This window comes from Halomonas elongata (assembly GCF_029081005.1).
Lineage (GTDB): Bacteria > Pseudomonadota > Gammaproteobacteria > Pseudomonadales > Halomonadaceae > Halomonas > Halomonas elongata_B.
Genome location: NZ_JAJQTQ010000001.1, coordinates 237358 through 254916 on the forward strand (window position 1 = coordinate 237358; position 17559 = coordinate 254916).

22 protein-coding genes are annotated in these 17559 nt (G+C 64.4%); 13 read left to right on the forward strand and 9 right to left on the reverse strand.

Going from position 1 to position 17559, the window contains the following annotated elements:
* Nucleotides 1-9: 9 nt before the first annotated feature.
* From map to LU493_RS01075, 7 genes are all read left to right on the forward strand, one after another.
* Nucleotides 10-798: a type I methionyl aminopeptidase gene (gene map, locus LU493_RS01045; protein ID WP_275285922.1), complete on the forward strand. Its 789-nt coding sequence runs from the start codon at nucleotides 10-12 to the stop codon at nucleotides 796-798.
* A gap of 137 nt (nucleotides 799-935) precedes the next feature.
* Nucleotides 936-2414, forward strand: coding sequence for a Trk system potassium transporter TrkI (gene trkI / locus LU493_RS01050; RefSeq protein ID WP_275285923.1), 1479 nt, complete (start codon nucleotides 936-938; stop codon nucleotides 2412-2414).
* 44 nt (nucleotides 2415-2458) lie between these two features.
* On the forward strand, nucleotides 2459-4441 hold the full coding sequence (locus tag LU493_RS01055; RefSeq protein WP_275285924.1) for a DUF4118 domain-containing protein: 1983 nt from the start codon (nucleotides 2459-2461) through the stop codon (nucleotides 4439-4441).
* The gene (locus LU493_RS01060) at nucleotides 4431-5144 is read left to right on the forward strand and encodes a response regulator (RefSeq protein WP_275285925.1); all 714 of its coding nucleotides are present in this window, start codon (nucleotides 4431-4433) and stop codon (nucleotides 5142-5144) included. Before LU493_RS01055 ends, LU493_RS01060 begins: the two co-directional genes overlap by 11 nt.
* 242 nt (nucleotides 5145-5386) lie before the next feature.
* Nucleotides 5387-6157, forward strand: a complete 771-nt coding sequence (locus LU493_RS01065; RefSeq protein ID WP_275285926.1) for a DUF1499 domain-containing protein — start codon at nucleotides 5387-5389, stop codon at nucleotides 6155-6157.
* Nucleotides 6158-6220: 63 nt separating this feature from the next.
* Nucleotides 6221-6694, forward strand: coding sequence for a YbaK/EbsC family protein (locus LU493_RS01070; protein ID WP_275285927.1), 474 nt, complete (start codon nucleotides 6221-6223; stop codon nucleotides 6692-6694).
* Nucleotides 6695-6697: 3 nt separating this feature from the next.
* The gene (locus tag LU493_RS01075) at nucleotides 6698-7480 is read left to right on the forward strand and encodes a TSUP family transporter (RefSeq protein ID WP_275285928.1); all 783 of its coding nucleotides are present in this window, start codon (nucleotides 6698-6700) and stop codon (nucleotides 7478-7480) included.
* A gap of 141 nt (nucleotides 7481-7621) precedes the next feature.
* Here the strand turns inward: LU493_RS01075 and LU493_RS01080 are convergent, their stop codons facing one another.
* Nucleotides 7622-7996: a hypothetical protein gene (locus tag LU493_RS01080; RefSeq protein WP_275285929.1), complete on the reverse strand. Its 375-nt coding sequence runs from the start codon at nucleotides 7994-7996 to the stop codon at nucleotides 7622-7624.
* Complete coding sequence (locus LU493_RS01085) at nucleotides 7993-8625, reverse strand: SDR family oxidoreductase (protein ID WP_275285930.1); 633 nt, start codon at nucleotides 8623-8625, stop codon at nucleotides 7993-7995. The genes LU493_RS01080 and LU493_RS01085 overlap by 4 nt, the downstream gene beginning before the upstream one ends.
* A 161-nt stretch (nucleotides 8626-8786) precedes the next feature.
* Between LU493_RS01085 and LU493_RS01090 the strand changes: the two genes are divergently transcribed.
* Together LU493_RS01090 and arfB are read left to right on the forward strand one after the other, a co-directional pair.
* Nucleotides 8787-9008 (forward strand): DUF3820 family protein, encoded by a 222-nt coding sequence (locus LU493_RS01090; protein ID WP_275286014.1) that lies wholly within the window; start codon nucleotides 8787-8789, stop codon nucleotides 9006-9008.
* A 19-nt stretch (nucleotides 9009-9027) separates the two neighbouring features.
* Entirely contained in the window at nucleotides 9028-9441 is a 414-nt protein-coding gene (arfB, locus tag LU493_RS01095; RefSeq protein ID WP_275285931.1) for an alternative ribosome rescue aminoacyl-tRNA hydrolase ArfB, read from the forward strand.
* A gap of 102 nt (nucleotides 9442-9543) precedes the next feature.
* Here the strand turns inward: arfB and LU493_RS01100 are convergent, their stop codons facing one another.
* On the reverse strand, nucleotides 9544-9954 hold the full coding sequence (locus tag LU493_RS01100) for a VOC family protein (protein WP_275285932.1): 411 nt from the start codon (nucleotides 9952-9954) through the stop codon (nucleotides 9544-9546).
* A 132-nt stretch (nucleotides 9955-10086) separates the two neighbouring features.
* Nucleotides 10087-10263, reverse strand: a complete 177-nt coding sequence (locus LU493_RS01105) for a DUF899 family protein (protein WP_275285933.1) — start codon at nucleotides 10261-10263, stop codon at nucleotides 10087-10089.
* Nucleotides 10264-10391: 128 nt separating this feature from the next.
* Between LU493_RS01105 and LU493_RS01110 the strand changes: the two genes are divergently transcribed.
* Both LU493_RS01110 and LU493_RS01115 read left to right on the forward strand, forming a co-directional pair.
* Nucleotides 10392-11612 carry an HTH domain-containing protein gene (locus tag LU493_RS01110; protein WP_275285934.1) on the forward strand — a complete coding sequence of 407 codons (1221 nt, stop codon included), beginning with the start codon at nucleotides 10392-10394 and terminating at the stop codon, nucleotides 11610-11612.
* Between the two features lie 35 nt (nucleotides 11613-11647).
* The gene (locus tag LU493_RS01115) at nucleotides 11648-12280 is read left to right on the forward strand and encodes a glutamine cyclotransferase (RefSeq protein ID WP_275285935.1); all 633 of its coding nucleotides are present in this window, start codon (nucleotides 11648-11650) and stop codon (nucleotides 12278-12280) included.
* A gap of 100 nt (nucleotides 12281-12380) precedes the next feature.
* On the opposite strand, the gene LU493_RS01120 is transcribed toward LU493_RS01115, so the two are convergent.
* From LU493_RS01120 to LU493_RS01130, 3 genes are all read right to left on the reverse strand, one after another.
* Complete coding sequence (locus LU493_RS01120) at nucleotides 12381-12908, reverse strand: nucleotidyltransferase family protein (RefSeq protein WP_275285936.1); 528 nt, start codon at nucleotides 12906-12908, stop codon at nucleotides 12381-12383.
* A gap of 37 nt (nucleotides 12909-12945) precedes the next feature.
* Nucleotides 12946-13497: a GNAT family N-acetyltransferase gene (locus tag LU493_RS01125; RefSeq protein WP_275285937.1), complete on the reverse strand. Its 552-nt coding sequence runs from the start codon at nucleotides 13495-13497 to the stop codon at nucleotides 12946-12948.
* Between the two features lie 79 nt (nucleotides 13498-13576).
* Nucleotides 13577-14191: a LysE family translocator gene (locus tag LU493_RS01130; RefSeq protein WP_275285938.1), complete on the reverse strand. Its 615-nt coding sequence runs from the start codon at nucleotides 14189-14191 to the stop codon at nucleotides 13577-13579.
* A 408-nt stretch (nucleotides 14192-14599) separates the two neighbouring features.
* Here LU493_RS01130 and aqpZ point away from each other — a divergent pair, with 408 nt between their 5' ends.
* Nucleotides 14600-15346, forward strand: coding sequence for an aquaporin Z (aqpZ, locus tag LU493_RS01135; RefSeq protein ID WP_275285939.1), 747 nt, complete (start codon nucleotides 14600-14602; stop codon nucleotides 15344-15346).
* A gap of 20 nt (nucleotides 15347-15366) precedes the next feature.
* Here aqpZ and LU493_RS01140 read toward each other — a convergent pair whose 3' ends face one another.
* Nucleotides 15367-16002: an NAD(P)H-dependent oxidoreductase gene (locus LU493_RS01140; protein WP_343076070.1), complete on the reverse strand. Its 636-nt coding sequence runs from the start codon at nucleotides 16000-16002 to the stop codon at nucleotides 15367-15369.
* Nucleotides 16002-16943, reverse strand: coding sequence for an EamA family transporter (locus LU493_RS01145; RefSeq protein ID WP_275285940.1), 942 nt, complete (start codon nucleotides 16941-16943; stop codon nucleotides 16002-16004). Before LU493_RS01145 ends, LU493_RS01140 begins: the two co-directional genes overlap by 1 nt.
* 65 nt (nucleotides 16944-17008) lie before the next feature.
* On the opposite strand from LU493_RS01145, the gene LU493_RS01150 reads away from it, so the two are divergent.
* A complete protein-coding gene (locus LU493_RS01150; protein WP_275285941.1) occupies nucleotides 17009-17515 on the forward strand; it encodes a MarR family winged helix-turn-helix transcriptional regulator in 507 nt (168 codons plus the stop codon).
* The last annotated feature ends 44 nt before the right edge of the window (nucleotides 17516-17559 follow it).

The following is a 17559-nucleotide window of genomic DNA, read 5'->3' on the forward strand; positions in this document are numbered from 1 at the left end:
CGACGTCCCATGAGTAACGAGATCGCGATTCATACGCCGGCCGACCTGGCCATGTCCCGTAAAGCCGGACAACTGACCGCTGACGTGCTCGCCATGATTGCGCCATACGTCAAGCCTGGGGTCACGACCGGCGAGCTTGACCGGATCTGCAACGACTACATCGTCAACGTGCAGAACGCCATCCCGGCTAATGTGGGCTATCAAGGCTTCACGAAGACGGTCTGTACGTCTATCAACCATGTGGTGTGTCATGGCATACCGTCGGACAAGGCGTTAAAGAACGGCGACATCGTCAATATCGACGTCGCGCTGATCAAGGACGGCTGGTATGGCGATACGAGTCGCATGTTCTTCGTTGGCACGCCCAGCACCAAGGCGCGGCACCTGGTGAGAACGACCTATGACGCCATGCGTGCCGGCATTCACGCCGTACGGCCCGGCGCGACGCTCGGCGATATCGGATATGCCATTCAATCCGTGGCTCACCGCAACGGCTACAGCGTCGTCCAGGAGTATTGCGGGCACGGCATCGGCCAGGTCTACCATGACGAGCCGCAGATCCTGCATTACGGTCAACCAGGCGAGGGACTGGTACTGGAGGCCGGCATGCTTTTCACCATCGAACCCATGATCAATGCGGGAAAGCGTTTTGTGAGAACGCTGAGCGATGACTGGACAGTGATCACCAGGGATCGCTCCTTATCAGCCCAGTGGGAGCATATGGTGGCCGTCACGAATGACGGTTTCGAGGTTCTGACGACGTGGCCTGACCGCTCCGACGACTACCCGGCCATCTGACGACACTTCCTGTCTCTTCGACCGGGGCCGGCAACGCCCGAATGCCGCCGGTCCCGGCAATTTTACGGATTTTTTATGTTGCCCCATGATTCCATGTCCGCTTCGTCGATGAGGCGGATAAAGGAGGGGCTTCTTCCATGCCCGATGTCCGGAGGGTCACGGATACCCTGCGCCGGTGGGCGCCCATTCTCCGGGTGCTCGCCGTGCTATGGCTGGTATTGGCCATGTTCATGGCGGTTCCGTTTCTGATACTGATCGTCGAGGGGGAAGCGGATGCCATGGCCTTCGGCCTCTCGATCGCCATCGTGCTCGCGGCGGCGGCGCTGTCGTGGCTCGTCACCTGGCGAACGCCGGTCAGCCTCAAGCCATGGCAGATGTTCGTGCTGACGACGCTCAGTTGGGTGACCATCAGCGGCTTCGCCAGTCTGCCACTGGCGCTGGGCGCGCCGCAGCTGTCCCTGACCAACGCGGTCTTCGAATCGGTGTCGGCGATCACCACCACGGGGTCGACGGTACTGGTCAACATCGAAACGCTCTCGGATGGCCTCAAGCTCTGGCGCGGCATCATGCAGTGGCTCGGCGGCATCGGCATCATCGTCATGGGGATCGCCATCCTGCCGTTTCTCAAGGTCGGTGGCATGCGCCTGTTCCATACCGAGTCGTCCGACTGGTCCGACAAGGTAATGCCGCGCACGGGCGGCATCGCCAAGGCGACACTGGGTATCTATTGCGGCTTCACCTCGTTGGCCGCGCTGGCCTACTACCTGGGCGGCATGCAGCCGCTCGATGCCGTCGTGCATGCCATGACGTCGCTTGCCACCGGCGGCTTCGCCAACAGCGATGCGTCCTTCGGCGCCTATGCCGAACAGCCTCAACTGTTGTGGATGGGTAGCCTGTTCATGCTGTGCGGGGCCCTGCCGTTCGTGCTCTACATCCGTTTTCTGCGGGGCTCGCGGCTGGCCCTGGTGCGTGACCAGCAGGTACAGGGCCTGCTGTTGCTGCTGTTGCTCGTCATCCTGACGCTCACCGCCTGGCGAATCGGGCAGGGCACGCCCCCCTTCGCGTCCCTGACCCAGGTGACGTTCAACGTCGTGTCCGTGGTCACCACCACGGGTTATGCCTCGGACGATTACAGTGCCTGGGGGGCCATGGCCTTCGTGGCCTTCTTCTACCTCACCTTCGTGGGGGGTTGCAGCGGTTCGACCAGCGGCGGCATGAAGATCTTTCGTTTCCAGGTGGCCATGCTGCTGCTCCGCGACCAGCTGCGCTACCTGATTCACGCCAGTGGTGTCTTCGTCTCTCGCTACAATAACCAGCCACTGACCGATGACATCACCCGAGGCGTCGTGGCCTTCTCCTTCTTTTTCTTCCTGACGGTCGCCGGCCTGGCCCTGGGCCTGAGCCTGCTGGGTCTCGACCTCACCACGGCACTCTCCGGCGCGGCCACGGCGGTCGCCAATGTCGGGCCGGGCCTGGGCGAGACGATCGGCCCCGCCGGCAATTTTTCCTCTCTGCCGGACGCCGCCAAGTGGTTACTCTGTGTGGGCATGCTGATGGGCCGCCTGGAGATCCTCACGGTGCTGGTTCTGCTGACGCCCATGTTCTGGCGACAATAGCCGCCTCTCTCCCCGTGATGCCGGATAACGACCAGGACGCCACCATGACCCGATCTTCCGTCACCTCCCTGCATGGCCCGCGAGTACTGGCGGCCCTCAGCGGCGGCAGCGAGGATGCCGCGCTGATTCGCTCGGCTCACCGTCTCGCCGAACGCGAGCATCTGCCCTGGGGAGCCGTGCACGTCGACGGTGGCCACAACGATGCCGACAGACGCCTCGTCCTGGAGCAGGACGCTTCCAGGGTGGCTCGCCTGGGCGGCGAGATGCACATGGTCCAGGGCCAGGATCGCGCGGCGGAGCTTCTCCACTACGCCGACGAGCATCGCGTCGCGACGCTGCTGGTGGGATGCTCACGCCCTTCCGGATGGCGCTTCTGGCGCCGTTCCCTGCCCGAGCAACTGCTCCGCTCGGGCGGCGCCTTCGACCTGGTCATGATCGCCGAGACGCGCAAGCGCCCCCGGTTCCGTTCACGCCGAACCTGGCAGCGATTCCAGCTGCACGAGCCCGTGATCGCGGGGGCGAGTTCCCTGGGCGCCCTGGGAGCGGCCTGGCTCCTGCAAGCCTGGCTGGAACTCGCCAACCTGTCACTGGTGTTTCTCGCCGCGGTACTGGCCAGCGCCGCCCTGGCAGGCACCAGGGCCGCCATGCTGAGTGCCCTCCTGGGGTTTCTGTCCTTCAATTTCTTCTTCACACAACCCCGGTTTTCACTGGCCATCCTCGAGAAGGAACAGCTGCTCACCGTGGTCTTCTTCCTGTTGATCGCCGTGGTGGTGGGCCAGCTGGCCGGGACCGGACGTCGCCGCTTGCATGCCCTGCGTCACAGTCGTGAACAGTCCCAGCGATTGCTCGCCTACTCGAGATCCCTCTCCACGGCGACCGACCGGGATCAGGTATGCGATATCGGTCTCACCTCGCTGGAACGCTGGCTCCACGTCCCGGTTGCCTTCCTGGATTTCGAGCAGGGTGGCAGCCGGCCACGTATTCACCAGGCCATTCCGCAGGGCACCGTGCTGGATGCCGCCGCCCTGACGGCGGCGAGCTGGAGCTGGCAGCACCGCCGGCCCAGCGGCGTGGGCACCGGGCAGCTCGACGAGGACGATCAAGGCTGGCGCATGCTGCCCTTGTCGGCCCGGGGGCGGATCATCGGCGTGGTGGGGCTCGAGCTCGGACAGCGCCCGGCACCGCTGCAACCCAATCATGAAGCGCTGCTGGAGTCCCTGATCGGCCAGTTCGCCATGGCGCTGGAGCGGACGCGCCTGGTCGGCGAACTGGAGACGACACGACTCTCGGAAGAAAACGAACGCCTGCGCTCGGCGCTGCTCTCTTCCGTCTCCCATGATCTGCGCACCCCCCTGGCCTCGATCATCGGCTCGGCGAGCTCGTTGCGCGACCTGGGGGCACAGCTGAGTCACCAGGACAAGGCGGAACTGCTGGACGGGATTCTCAGCGAGAGCGAGCGCCTCGACCGCTACATCCAGAACCTGCTGGACATGACCCGACTGGGCCACGGCAATCTCAGGATCGAGCGTGACTGGATCTCGCTGGACGACCTCGTCTCGGCTGCCGTGCAACGCCTGGGGCCGGCGCTGGAAGCCCTCGACCTGCAGCTCGACTGGCCGGCCAGCCTGCCCCTGCTGCACGTGCATCCGGCCCTGATCGAACAGGCACTGGTCAACGTCATCGACAACGCCGCGCGCTTTTCCCCTCCCGGCGGCCAGATACGCATTCAGGGTCGGCTCGACACCGCGCATCGGCGGCTCGAGATCCGGGTGATGGACCAGGGGCCCGGCATCGCCCCCGAGATGCGGGAGGCCGTGTTCGACATGTTCCACACCGGAAGCGAAGGCGACCGCAGCCGATACGGCAGCGGCCTGGGGCTAGCCATCTGCCAGGGGATGGTCGGCGCTCATGGCGGCAGTGTCGATGCCAGGCTCGGTCCGCAGGGACTCGGCACCATGATCACCCTTCATCTGCCACTGCCCGGCACGGAGATCCCCCAGGACCAGGAGACGCCTCATGCCGACTGAACGCGACAAGGTGCTGGTCATCGACGACGAGCCTCAGATTCGACGCTTCCTGCGCATCAGCCTGGTCTCGCAAGGGTTCAGCGTGATCGAGGCCGACACGGGCGCCCAGGGCATTGCCCGGGCTCGCGAGGAAGTCCCGGATCTCGTCCTGCTCGACCTGGGCCTCCCCGACATGGACGGGCAGGCCGTACTGGATGAACTGCGGACTCGGGGCTCGGTGCCGGTCATCATCGTCTCCGTGCGTGGCCAGGAAGCCGAGAAGGTTCGTGCGCTCGACAGCGGCGCCAATGACTATGTCACCAAACCGTTCGGCATCCAGGAACTCCTCGCCCGCGTGCGTTCGCTGCTTCGGTATCAGCGGCCGACGGACACCACGGAAGTCGTCGAATGCTACCGTCACGCGGGATTGACGATCGATCTGGCGGCCCATCGGGTCAGCCTGAACGGCACCCCCGTGCACCTCACGCCCAAGGAATATGCCGTGCTCGCCCTCCTGGTCCGGCAGGCCGGTCGCGTGGTGACGCAGACCCAACTGTTGCGCGATATCTGGGGTGCCAGCCACACCCACGATAGTCACTACCTGCGCATCGTGATCAGCAAGCTGCGTCACAAACTGGGCGATGATCCCCAGTCGCCACACCTGCTGCAGACCGAAGCGGGCATCGGCTATCGCTTGCTGGCACCTCGGGATGCCGAGACATGACCGGCCGCCTCGACACCGCCAGCTCCGGGTCCACCGTGGCACGCCGCACGGAAAACCCAGCAAAACGCTGAATTGCGTCCGTTCGATGACGCGGTTCATGCACTCTCGCCCGGCTTTTTGCTGTACCGTCGCGAGCAGGTTTCCACGCCGCCCGGTGTGGATTGTCGGGGAACCCGGTCGGCAAGATGGGGGTCGGGGGCCTATGATGTTGGTTTGTCACCTGCACCAGGAGAATGCGTGATATGTCGTCCCTGACCTTCAAGCCACGCCCCCGAGGTGGCAACTGGCCCGTCGTGCTCGGCTGGCTGGGTGTCATCCTGCTGGTGGTATCGGTGGCATTGATGGGCGCCGCGGGCCCGGCCTATCGGCTGGAGTGGCTGTCGCTGGGGTCGTCATTCACCTTGCTTCGCCAGGGCGCGCACCTGGCCCTGGGCGCCGGGGTGCTGGGACTGCTGACCTTCATGGTGGCCGGGCTATGCCGGCGCTGGCGACCGGCACTGGTGGGCATGCTGGTCATCCTGGCGGTGGCTGCGACCATTGCGCTGCCCGCCCAGATGATGCATCTGGCCCGTACCGTGCCGCCGATTCACGACATCACCACCGACATGACCGACCCGCCCGCCTTCGAGGCATTGGCGGATGAGCGTCGGGCGGCGCCCAACGCGGTCACCTACCCCGGCGAGCCCACCGCCCGACAACAGCGCATCGCCTATCCGCATCTCGCCCCGATCACCCTGGACCTGCCCCTGGCGCGGGCCATGGCCGCCGTGGAGGCCACGGCCGAGACCCGTGACTGGCATGTTGCCGAGATCACGACCGACCGCCTCGAGGCCACCGCCACCACGCGCTGGTTCGGCTTCGAGGATGACATCGTGATCCGGCTGACCGAGACATCGAACGGCGTTCGGGTCGACATGCGCTCAGCCTCGCGAATGGGACGCAGCGACCTCGGCACCAATGCGGCCCGCATCCAGACCTTCCTCGAAGACGTGGCGCAACGCGCACGGGAATAGCGCCTTCACAGCGTGACCCGATTCGCTATCATCATGGCTTGGTCAATGGAACAGGGAGTCGACATGAGCCTCGCCAGCGTACGCACCTTTCTCGCCGAGAAAGCCCCCGACATCGAGATACTGGAGCTCGAGACCAGCACCGCCACCGTGGCCCTGGCCGCCGAGGCGCATGGGGTGGCGCCGGGACAGATCGCCAAGACCCTGGCCTTCCGGATCGGCGAACGTCAGGTGCTGGTCGTGGCCAGCGGCGATGCGCGATTCGACAATCGCAAGATGCGTGATGCCTTCGATGGCAAGGCGAAGATGCTCGATGCCGAGACCGTGCTGGCACTGACCGGCCACCCCGTGGGCGGTGTCTGCCCGTTCGGGCTGGCCACGCCGGTGCCGGTCTACTGCGATGCCTCGCTCAAGGCCTATGACGAGGTATTGCCCGCCGCCGGCGAGGTCAACAGCGCCGTACGTCTCCCCCCGGACCGGCTCGCCGAGCTCGTCGACGCCGAATGGGTGGACGTGTGCAAGACCCCGGAAGTCGTCTGAACCATGGCGGAACTCGAGTGGTATCAGTATGCACTTATCGGGTTGATCTTCGCCTGGAGCGGCTTCGTCAGGACGAGCCTGGGATTCGGTGGCGCGGTGCTGGCGCTGCCCTTCCTGCTGCTGGTGCTCGATGAGCCGCTGGTCTTCCTGCCGATCGTCGCCATCCACCTGCTGATCTTCTCCAGCTGGATCGCCTGGCGCGGCCATCGCCAGACTCGCGCCGCCGACGATGCCCAGGCGCGCGATGGCGGCAATATCGACTGGTCCTATCTGCTTCGGGCGCTGAAGATCATGATCGTGCCGAAACTGATCGGCGTGGTAGGGCTCCTGACCCTGCCGGGCAATATCATGTCGATCATCATCTTCGCGATCGTCCTCGTCTACGGCACGAGCTACTTGCTGAACAAGCCGTTTCGCAGCCAGGGCAAGGCGGTCGATTGCGTGCTGCTGGGACTGGGCGGTTACGTCAGCGGCACGTCGCTGATCGGCGCGCCTCTGATCGTCTCGGTGTTCGCCAGCCATGTGGCGAAACACCAGCTGCGCGATACCCTGTTCGTGCTGTGGTTCATCCTGGTGGCGATCAAGATGGTGTCGTTCGTCATCGCCGGCGTGGACCTGCAGTTGATCCATCAACTCTGGCTGCTGCCCTGTGCTCTGGTCGGCCACCTGCTCGGCGAACGCGCCCACCGCTACATGCTGTCCGCCGATGGCGGCGTCTTCTTCCGCGTGCTCGGCGCGGTGCTGATCCTGGTCAGCGTGATAGGGCTAATCGTCGGGTCGGGATGAGGATCTAGGCCTGGCCATCAGAATGCGTTAATATTGTTAGTCGCCAAACTATGATGCAGCTACTATGCAGTGTCATAGCTTGCTGTTCGAGGCTTCGGGCCGGTATCTCTCGGGATGCCGGCCCGTTTGCTTGAACCGATATCATGCCTGATGGCCGCGCGCAGCCAGGGCGCGGCGAAACTCCTCGCGATAGGCTTCGCCCCGAGCCGAGGGGTCGGCAGGGAGCCGCCCCAGCTCGGCAGCCAGTTCGAAGAAGCCCGTCGCCGGCAGCCCCTCACCTCGCTGACTGACGACCAGGGCGGCGACCAGCGGGCGCCCGTGGTGCACATCCTCGCGCATCAGCGCTTCCAGGGCCGTCGTCACGCGCTGAATGGTCCGCGGCGGGGTCAGCCCCAGCGTCTCGGCGAGCTGGCGATAGGTCATCGGCAGGGCAGCATCGGGCACCGTTTCCAGCACACGACGCACTTGATCGGCCAGCGCCGGCTCTCCGGCCCCGGATGAGCCATGGCCGCTCACGACAGTGCCTCGGCGATCTCGCGGTCGCCGTCGAGCAGATCGAACTCACGATCCACCAGTTCTCGTGACTGAACCAGGTGCAACAGGGCGTGGGCCACGTTGGCCCGTGACACGGTATTGTCGCCACCGGTTTCCTCGAGCGAGGTGGCGACCTTGCGTGTCGCGGCATCGTCGGTCAGCCGGCCGGGCTTGAGGATCAGGTGCGGCACTCCGGAATGCCGGAGATGCGCATCGGCGGCATACTTGGCCGCCGTGTAAGGGCGCAACTTCTCGGGCGCTGTCAGTGGATCCTCGGCACGCATGGCGCTGACCATCAGATAGCGCGACAGCCCAAGCTCGCTCGCCAGATCGGCGGCGCGAATCGCGCCATGGAGATCGATCATCAGCGTCTTGTCGGGGCCGGTGTGCGGCCCGGAACCCGCCGTGAAGAGCACCTGGTCGCAACCGTCGAAGGCATGGCGCAGTTCGCCTTCCAGGTCGGCCACCACGGTGTCGATGCCATGTTCCTCGAACCAGGCGCGTTGCTCTTCACTGCGCACCATCGCCTTGATGGGTTCGCCGGCCGCCTGGGCCAGCTCACAGAACTGGCGCCCGATCTGTCCGTTGGCGCCGATCACCAGTGTCGTCATGCTGCCTCCTCGGGTGGGATACCTTTCCCTTGCATGTGGGCCGGCCCCGGGAGATTCAAGGCCGAACCCGACACGAGAGTCTTCAGCATGGTTGTCGACCATTTCCCTGGACACCGGCCATTGCCGTAAGATACCGCCCTCGTCATGACAGGAGCATGCCCGTGAATCCCGAGGATCTGGAACGACTGGTCACCCTGCGGATGCCCTTCGGCAAGTACGAGGGAACCCTGATCGCCGACCTGCCCGGCCCTTACCTAAACTGGTTCGCCCGGGAGGGCTTTCCAAGCGGCGAGATCGGCCGGCTGCTGCACCTGATGCATGAAATCGACCATAACGGTCTGGGCGGGTTGCTCGACCCACTGCGACTCTCGTCGCAGGCATGATCCCGGACCCGGGGAGCCTATGCTGCGTATATCCAACACCGTGGAACTGACCGACCAGGAGATCGAGATCACCCAGATTCGCGCCCAGGGCGCGGGTGGGCAGAACGTCAACAAGGTCGCCTCGGCGGTGCACCTGCGCTTCGACATACCCGGCTCGAGCCTGCCTCCCTTCTACAAGGAGCGCCTGATGGCGCTATCGGATCGGCGCATCAGCAAGGAAGGGGTGGTCATCATCAAGGCGCAGAACCACCGCACCCTGGAACTGAACAAGGAAGACGCCCTGGGACGGCTTCGCGAGCTGATCCAGGGCGCCGTGCGGCAGCACAAGACCCGCAAGGCGACCCGCCCCACCAAAGGCTCCCAGCGCCGCCGGGTCGACAAGAAGGTCAAGAAGGGCAGGACCAAGGCGCTGCGCGGAAAGGTGAAGCCCTGATCCGACGCGTGCCCATGATGGCTCGGCTCGCCAGGCCCGAGTGATACCTCACCTCGGTGACGGAATGCCACAACTGCCCTTCCCTGCCAGCGGCCGCTCCATTCAAGCGTCCTTCAGCATCGCTGCCATGTCCATCCACATCGTTTCCCAGACATGGCCATCCGGATCCGCGAGATTACGGTTGTACATGAAACCGAGATCCTGAAGGGGATTGATATCCGCCGTGCCGCCATTGGCGGCAGCCGCTTCGTTCATGCCATCGACGGCCTCCCGACTCTCGCACGAGATAGCCAGCATCACTTCACTGGAGGTGGCCGGCGGGATCGGGCGGCTGGTGAAGGTCCGCCACTTGTCATGGGTGAGCAGCATGACGTTGATCGTCTCGCTCCAGACCATGCAGGCCGCCGTTTCATCGGTGAACGTCGGATTATTCTCGAAACCGAGGGCCTGGTAGAACGCCATCGAGGCCCCGAGATCGGTCACGGGCAGATTCACGAAAATCATCTTGTTCATGGTTCATCTCCGCCGGGTTGAAAATGGCGACAGCCAGAGGCGCTGCCTCAGGATAGTCGAGCGGAGAACCGCCATTTCGACAGACCATGTCCTGCGACGTGCATGCAGCGGACAAGATGGCGTTCCGGCGGTTCACGACTCGCCGTACTCGTCGTGACGACGCCACCAGATCCCTCCGGACTCGTTACGTCCCCTGGGAGCTCGATCGAGCCATTGATAGGAGCCCCACAAGCCATCCAGCCCCACCCGCAGCCGTTCGAGTCGCTCCGCCAGCCATTCTTCGCGTGTTCCGGTTCGATGTCCCGTCATCTCGGCATCCTTCTTTCTAGTCGTGCATGATCGCTCGTGTCTTCTCTCGGGTCTGTCAATATCGACCCATGAGATATAGTGAGTACATGCACGGCGCGCCCGGGAGTAACAATGATGGCGACATTGCGATGGATGCCCTGATCGCGGCCGCGGGACGCGCACTGGCAACGGGCGACCCGCTCGGCGCACTGAACCGGATCGCCCTGCGCGAGGATGCACCCGCGCTCGCCCTGAGAGGCATCGCCATGGCACAGCTCGGCGACCTCGCATTGGCCAGGGAGCGCCTGCGCGATGCCGCACGGGCATTCGGCTCGACGTCGGTGGTGGCCCGGGCGCGATGTATCGTCGCCGAGACCGAGATCGCACTCGTCTCGCGTGACCTCGGCGGGTCCGCCAAGGCACTTGATGCCGCCCGCGCCACCCTGGCGGCGCATGGCGACTTCGTGAACGCGGCACATGCCCGCCACCTCGAGGCCCGCCACCGGCTGCTGCGAGGTCGTCTCGACGAAGCCGACGAGATCCTCGCCGACATCGCCCCCGAATCCTTGCCACCTGCCTTGCGGGCCGCCCATGAGCTGGTGGTGGCCGGCATCGCGACGCGTCGGCTCAAGACCGGCCGGGTCCATGCCGCACTCGCCAGGGCCGTGAACGCCGCGCGTGCTGCCGGCATCCCGGCCCTGATGGCGGAGATCGAGACAGCCTCCCGGGTACTGCATACCACCGCCGCACGTCGACTGACGCATGACGGCGAAAGCCCCCTGCTGCTCGAGGATGTCGAGGCGCTCCTGGCATCACCTGCTTTCGTGGTGGATGCGTGCCGTCATGTCGTGCGCCAGACCGACACTCTGGTTTCGCTCAGCCGGCGACCGGTGCTGTTCGAGCTCGTACGCGCCCTCGGCGCGTCATGGCCCTCGGATGTCCCGAGGGAGCGCCTCATCAAGCACGCATTCCGCACGCGGTACGTCGATGACACGCATCGTGCGCGACTGCGGGTCGAGATCGGCCGGCTGCGCACGGTATTGCGCCCGCTGGCCGACGTAAGCGCGACGCGTGGCGGATTCTCGCTTGTGCCGCACGACGCTCGCGAGGTCGTCGTGCTGATACCCCCTGACGATACCCCGCATGCCGATGTGCTCGCGCTGCTCGCCGACGGCGAGGCCTGGTCGAGTTCGGCCCTGGCATTCGCCCTCGGGGTCAGCCAACGTACCGTGCAGCGCTCGCTCGATGCGCTGGCGGCGACAGGCAAGGTCCAGGTCTATGGTCGCGGCCGGGCGCGTCGCTGGATGACAGGGGCCATCCCTGGTTTCACGACAACCTTGTTACTCCCCGGTCCATTACCCGGCAGCTAGTCTGGGTCAGGTAACCAACAACCAGGGAGAAGACAATGCAACGACATTCAGCCGAAGTGATCCGCGAGTACGGCCCGTTTCCAGGCATCGAGTGCGTGCATGGCGTGACGTTCGACGGCCGCTACATCTGGCTGGCGACCGGCGAGACGCTGACCACCCTCGACCCGGACAGCGGCAACACAGGACGATCAGTGGATGCCGCAGCATCCGCCGGCACGGCCTTCGATGGCCAGCATCTGTACCAGATCGCCGGCAAGCGCATCCAGCGCATCGATCCGGAGACGGGAGACGTGCTCGCGACAATTCCCTCGCCCAGCGGCGATGATGACTCGGGACTGGCCTGGGCCGAAGGAACGCTCTGGGTGGGGCAGTACGAGGGACGCAAGGTCCTCCAGATCGACCCCAGAACCGGCGACGTGCTGCGCACCCTCGAATCCAACCGCAGGGTCACCGGGGTCACCTGGGTCGACGACGAGCTCTGGCATGGCACCTGGGAAAGCGACGAGAGCGATGTGAGACGGATCGACCCGCACACGGGCGAGGTCCAGCAGCGACTCGAACTGCCGACCGATACGCACGTCTCCGGTCTCGAGTCCGATGGGAAGGACCGCTTCTTCTGCGGCGGCGGGCCAAGCGGGAGGCTGAGGATCATCCGGCGTCCCGTCTGATATCCCAGCCCGGCACTCGATCTGTGTGGCCCTCTCCGGGCCACCATGGCTCGAGATATCGCTTCGCCGTTTCCACCATCCAGGGAGTTACACGCATCCTTCAGCCGACAACAACCAGCCCGGGCCATATCGACGGCCAGTCCTTGCTGCGATACCGCTCCCGAAAGGCCGCCCTGTTCCGGCATCGAGGGTTGTAGGTCACCTTGCCTTCCAGCAACGATGCCAGGCCGAATGGTGCCACCAGCGACAGGCGTTGATCCCTGCCGAGATGGACGCCCACGGCCGTTTCCTGCTCGACCCAATATGTCATGGCATCGCACGTCGAGCGATAGGGCGCGTCGCCATTGCGTCCATGCATCCTGGCCTGATTCTTGACCGACCATGGCAGGTTCGACACGGCACAGAGAGACGCCTCCAGATCACGATCCCGGGCCTCCGAGTCATCGCGAGCATCGAAGTACACGAGATCGATGTCATTCAGCGGCGTCGGTTGCGTGTACCCGTGGAGCCGATCCCACACCAGGTTGCGCACGAACCCGGCGGCCAGGCACCAGTCATCCAGGCGCAGTCGCTCGGCAAGCGCCAACGCCTCGAGCCGGGCCGAGTCGGCACGCAACCAGGTCAGCACCCTGCTTTCCAGTTCGTGGCACATCGCGGTGAACTCTCTATCCGACAGGGGAGGCCATCTCTCGCCATTGCGTCCGGGACAGGCGGTACAGGCGAACATCGCGACCATGGAAGCGACACGTGACGAATGCCCGGAACCCGATCTTTTCCGCCACGCGAATAGAGGCCAGATTCGCCGGTTCGATGACGGCCACCACTTCATCCAGGCGCAGGACGTCAAAGCCATGCGCCATCACGGTTCGAGCCGCTTCGAGGGCCAGCCCGCGATGCCAGAATCGCCTGGCCAGGCGGTAGCCGATTCCGATCTCCTCGACACCCGCCACCTCCTCGGGCACCAGGCCGCAGAACCCCACGAACGCATTCGACTCCCGGTCGATCAGCGCCATGGGGCCGAAACCACGAATCACATGACAGTCCCGACTCCAGTCCAGGAAACGCCGGGTCGCCCGGCGGTCGCAGACACCCCGAACGGAAAACCGCATCACTTCCGGATCGCCCAGGAGGGCCGTCAGGTCGGACAGGTCCTCCTTCAACAAGGGACGAATGATCAGCCTCTCCGTCTCGAACGAAAGTGCGCGTCGTCCTTTCAAGACAGTCGTTGCCTCCCGATCACGGATCTGCCTTCACGTCCGGCGGGGTCGATCTTGCGCGCCGGCATTCCGCAGGCATTTATCGATCCGACAGCGCCAGTTGAACCCCCAGCCCCGCGAAGGCACCGGAAAAGCCGCGCCTCAGCCAGGCCTGCACCCTGGGCGACTCGACGACGCCCTGTCGGAAGGCATGCGCCAGGCAACCGTATCCGACGAAGACGACGAAGGTCATCGCCATGAACACGGCGCTGAGCCCCAGCAGCTGCAACACCCCGGGCGCCGCGCCAGGCACGACGAACTGCGGCAGAAAGGCCATGAAGAAGATGGTCAGCTTGGGATTCAGGGTATTGATCAACATCGACTTGAGAATGAGATTCAGCGCGCCGGACCGAGTGACGGTCTCATCCAGGACGAAGGCCTCACGGTCCCGCCAGGTGGCATAGGCCAGATAGAGCAGGTAGGCGACGCCGGCGAACTTGAGTACCTGAAAGGCGACCGCACTGGTATGCAGGATGGCCGCCAAGCCCAGCACCGTGGCCAGCAGATGAGGCACGATACCAATCGTGCAGCCCAGTGCCGTATGGAGGCTCGCGATGCGGCCCTGGGTCAGTCCTGCCGTCACCGTGCACAACACGCCGGCGCCGGGTACCAGTACCACGATCAAGGATGTGAACAGAAACTCGATGGATACCATATCGGGATGTCCCCAACAGATCAGATGAAACGGACAGGCTTCGAGTCTAGGTCAGACAGAACGGGCCGACGAACCCTGTATACCCCTCAGGACATCATTCCTCCATCTGCCGTCGGAATTCCCCTTCTTCTCGCGAAGTCCGGCACGATAGCCGTTTCCAACCTGGCGCAACCCGCTCAGGTGTCGAGATGTTTCCCCTGGCCATGCCGATACTCTCTCTCGTGTGGCGAATCACTCGACTCAACCCAACTACATGAAAACACTCATACTCGGGGTCGTTTACATTTGTTGTGTTGGCAACCGATCGATGCAGGCATTAAATACGTCCCGTCGGTCGTCAGTTCCTAAGCCCCCAAGACCCGCCATCGCTGAACGACCATCGACGCCACGTCGTGGAGCGGCATCAACATGCACAGATACATTGCCGAGTTCATCGGCACCTTCTGGCTAGTACTCGCCGGTTGCGGCAGTGCCATACTGACTGCCGGCTTACCCGGTACCGGCATCAACCTGCTGATCGTAGCCCTGGCCTTCGGGCTGGCGACGATCACCATGGGATTTGCCATCGGGCATATATCGGGCTGCCACCTGAATCCGGCGGTGTCGATCGGGCTCTGGGCAGGCGGCCGCTTCTCCGCTCGCGAACTGCCGTACTATATCGGCTCTCAGATCTTCGGTGCCTTGATCGCCGCTGGCGTGCTTTATCTCATCGCCTCCGGCAAGCCCGGCTTCGATTTCTCCAATGGTTTCGCCGCCAACGGTTACGGCAAGCACTCACCAGGCGGCTATGATGTGATCTCGGCACTGCTCACCGAGATCGTGATGGCGATGATCTTCCTGTTCGTCATCCTTGGCGCCACCGATGCACGCGCCCCCCGCCATGCTGCCCCGCTGGCCAGCGGCCTGTGCCTGGCACTCATCTACCTGGTGAGCCTCCCGATCACCAACGGTTCGATCAACCCGGCACGCAGCACCGGCATCGCGCTGCTGGTCGGCGACTGGGCGCTGGTGCAACTCTGGCTTTTCTGGGTGGCGCCGATCCTGGGCGGACTGCTCGGGGCCATCCTCTACCGCATGGTCAGCGGTACCTGGCGAGATCAGGAAGAGGATGATCGGCGTCGTCAGTTGGAGAACAACAGCAACCATGTCGTCTGATGACGTCCGCGGCCCGGGGCTCATTCGGCACGAGCGATCACCCGCTCGCGCGGCCAGCGCACTTTCTTGAGACCGGCGAGCCAGTCGGTTTCCGCATCGCGATACCCGAGCGTCGCCACGACGGCGCTGCGCAGCCCCCGGGCCGGCAGAGCCAGGACCTCGTCCAGAGCCGCCGGATCGAAGCCCTCCATGGGCGTCGCGTCGACTCGCTCCATGGCGGCCGCCGTCAGCACCATGCCCATCGCCAGATAGGCCTGCCGGGCGGCCCACTGGTGCCGAGCCTCCGCTGTCGCCAGACGATTGACCGTACTCGCCACGGTATGGCGATACCCCTCGAGGGAGGCCAGCTCCAGCCCCCGTTCCTCGGCGATCAGAGCCATCAGCTGATCGACTTCGGCCTCGCCGATGCTTTCCCAGGTAGCGAACACCAGCAGATGGGATCCCTCGACGACCTGTGGCTGATGGAACATCGCCGGCTGGCAGCGTTCACGCAGTTCCGGCGTATCGACCACCACGACCGAGTATGGCTGCAAGCCATAGGACGAGGGCGCCAGGTGCGCTGCATCCAGGATGCGTTCGACCGTCGCCTCGGGAACGCGACGACCATTCATGCGCTTGGTGGCATAACGCCAGTTCAAAGCCGTATGCAACATCATCAAGACTCCTTGGGCTGACGCGTCGAGGATTGTGCGGCGCGCCAGGCCGCGTACTGGAAGACCAGGGTACCGGCAATGACCAGTCCACCGGCGACGGCCAGGTTGGGCGGTGCCGACTCTCCCAGAAAGAGCACGGCGATGGCGGTACCCATGACGGCGGCAACGATACCGATCTGGCTCAGGTAGACCGGACCGGCCAGCCGTTGAAGAATGAAGAAGAACAGATACAGGACAGTGAAGATGCCCATCTCGACCAGCAGCAGGCCCACCGCCGCAGGCGAGGCGAATAGCGCACCGATCTGCCCCGATTCGGTAACCAGCGCGGCCGGCAGCAAGCCGAGAGCGGCGCCCGCCAGCACCAGGGCGGTGAGATAGGCGAGCGGCACACCATCCGGCCAGCGCCATGTCCGATAGATATTGCCCATGGCCAGCGTCAGGGGCAGCAGCAGGATCAACAGCGACCAGCCCAACTGGCCACCGCCGACGCTGGCCTTGGACAAGGCCAGCACGACGCCACCGGCCAGCCCCAGCAACACACCGCCCAACCGGTCCCAGCGCAGCGACTCCATCCGCAGGAGCACCGCCAGCAGCCAGGTCACCAATATCGGGAAAGCGAAGCTCAACGAGACAAACCCCGCGCCGACATGGCGTACCGCCAGAAAGCCAAGCGCATTGGGCATGGCCAGCAGGATCCCGGATACCAGGGCGTACTCGATGATGCGACGATCGAGTCGCCAGCGCGCCCGCTTCGGCAACGACAGCAACAACAGGGCGAGGCTCGCGCCGGCCATGGCCACCATCAGGAAGGTGAGTCGTGGCAGCTCCGCCGCATCAGCGAACTTGGCCACGCTCAGCGACAGGGCCAGCAGGGTCCCCACCAGCAGCAGGCAGCCCAGGGCCTTGGCGACATCGGCCTTGTGTCCCGTGGGGGTATTCGCCATTCTGTGCTCCTCTATCTCGCCGTCGTGTATCACGACATAAAGAATCTTAGTATCAAGATAAATGGATGGCAAGATCTATGGACCGAGTCAGTGTCGCGATTGACCAGTGGCGCCGGGAATGCCCCGAGCTCGAGCTGCTTCCCATGGAGCTGACCGCCCGCCTGGGGGCCATCAGTCGGCATATCACCCAGGATTACCTGGACCCTTTCTTCAACGAACGCGGCCTGCAACCGAGGGAGTTCGACGTGCTCGCGACCTTGCGTCGTGCCGGCGAACCCTACGCCCTGACACCGACCCAGTTGTTCAAGGTGCTGATGTTTTCTTCGGGAGGCATGACCAACCAGCTCGACCGACTGGAAAAGGCCGGCTTGATCGCGCGTCGCCCCAACCCGGACGACCGCCGCAGCATGCTGGTAACACTGACGGCAGCAGGGCTCGATCTCGTGAACAACACCCTCGCGCCACACGTGGACAACGAGGCCCGGGCGCTCTCGCCGCTGAACGATGAGGAACAACGCACACTGAATGCGCTGTTGGCCAAACTGATGGGCGGCCTGGAAGCGGATATGTAACGATATTGACCATCGCATCGACGACACTGCGGGCATCGCCCATG

Coding starts and splice junctions, on each gene's coding strand:
- map (WP_275285922.1), top strand. CDS start 10: ATGAGTAACGAGATCGCGATTCATACGCCGGCCGACCTGGCCATGTCC.
- trkI (WP_275285923.1), top strand. CDS start 936: ATGCCCGATGTCCGGAGGGTCACGGATACCCTGCGCCGGTGGGCGCCC.
- LU493_RS01055 (WP_275285924.1), top strand. CDS start 2,459: ATGACCCGATCTTCCGTCACCTCCCTGCATGGCCCGCGAGTACTGGCG.
- LU493_RS01060 (WP_275285925.1), top strand. CDS start 4,431: ATGCCGACTGAACGCGACAAGGTGCTGGTCATCGACGACGAGCCTCAG.
- LU493_RS01065 (WP_275285926.1), top strand. CDS start 5,387: ATGTCGTCCCTGACCTTCAAGCCACGCCCCCGAGGTGGCAACTGGCCC.
- LU493_RS01070 (WP_275285927.1), top strand. CDS start 6,221: ATGAGCCTCGCCAGCGTACGCACCTTTCTCGCCGAGAAAGCCCCCGAC.
- LU493_RS01075 (WP_275285928.1), top strand. CDS start 6,698: ATGGCGGAACTCGAGTGGTATCAGTATGCACTTATCGGGTTGATCTTC.
- LU493_RS01085 (WP_275285930.1), bottom strand. CDS start 8,625: ATGACGACACTGGTGATCGGCGCCAACGGACAGATCGGGCGCCAGTTC.
- arfB (WP_275285931.1), top strand. CDS start 9,028: ATGCTGCGTATATCCAACACCGTGGAACTGACCGACCAGGAGATCGAG.
- LU493_RS01100 (WP_275285932.1), bottom strand. CDS start 9,954: ATGAACAAGATGATTTTCGTGAATCTGCCCGTGACCGATCTCGGGGCC.
- LU493_RS01105 (WP_275285933.1), bottom strand. CDS start 10,263: ATGACGGGACATCGAACCGGAACACGCGAAGAATGGCTGGCGGAGCGA.
- LU493_RS01110 (WP_275285934.1), top strand. CDS start 10,392: ATGGATGCCCTGATCGCGGCCGCGGGACGCGCACTGGCAACGGGCGAC.
- LU493_RS01115 (WP_275285935.1), top strand. CDS start 11,648: ATGCAACGACATTCAGCCGAAGTGATCCGCGAGTACGGCCCGTTTCCA.
- LU493_RS01130 (WP_275285938.1), bottom strand. CDS start 14,191: ATGGTATCCATCGAGTTTCTGTTCACATCCTTGATCGTGGTACTGGTA.
- aqpZ (WP_275285939.1), top strand. CDS start 14,600: ATGCACAGATACATTGCCGAGTTCATCGGCACCTTCTGGCTAGTACTC.
- LU493_RS01140 (WP_343076070.1), bottom strand. CDS start 16,002: ATGATGTTGCATACGGCTTTGAACTGGCGTTATGCCACCAAGCGCATG.
- LU493_RS01145 (WP_275285940.1), bottom strand. CDS start 16,943: ATGGCGAATACCCCCACGGGACACAAGGCCGATGTCGCCAAGGCCCTG.
- LU493_RS01150 (WP_275285941.1), top strand. CDS start 17,009: ATGGCAAGATCTATGGACCGAGTCAGTGTCGCGATTGACCAGTGGCGC.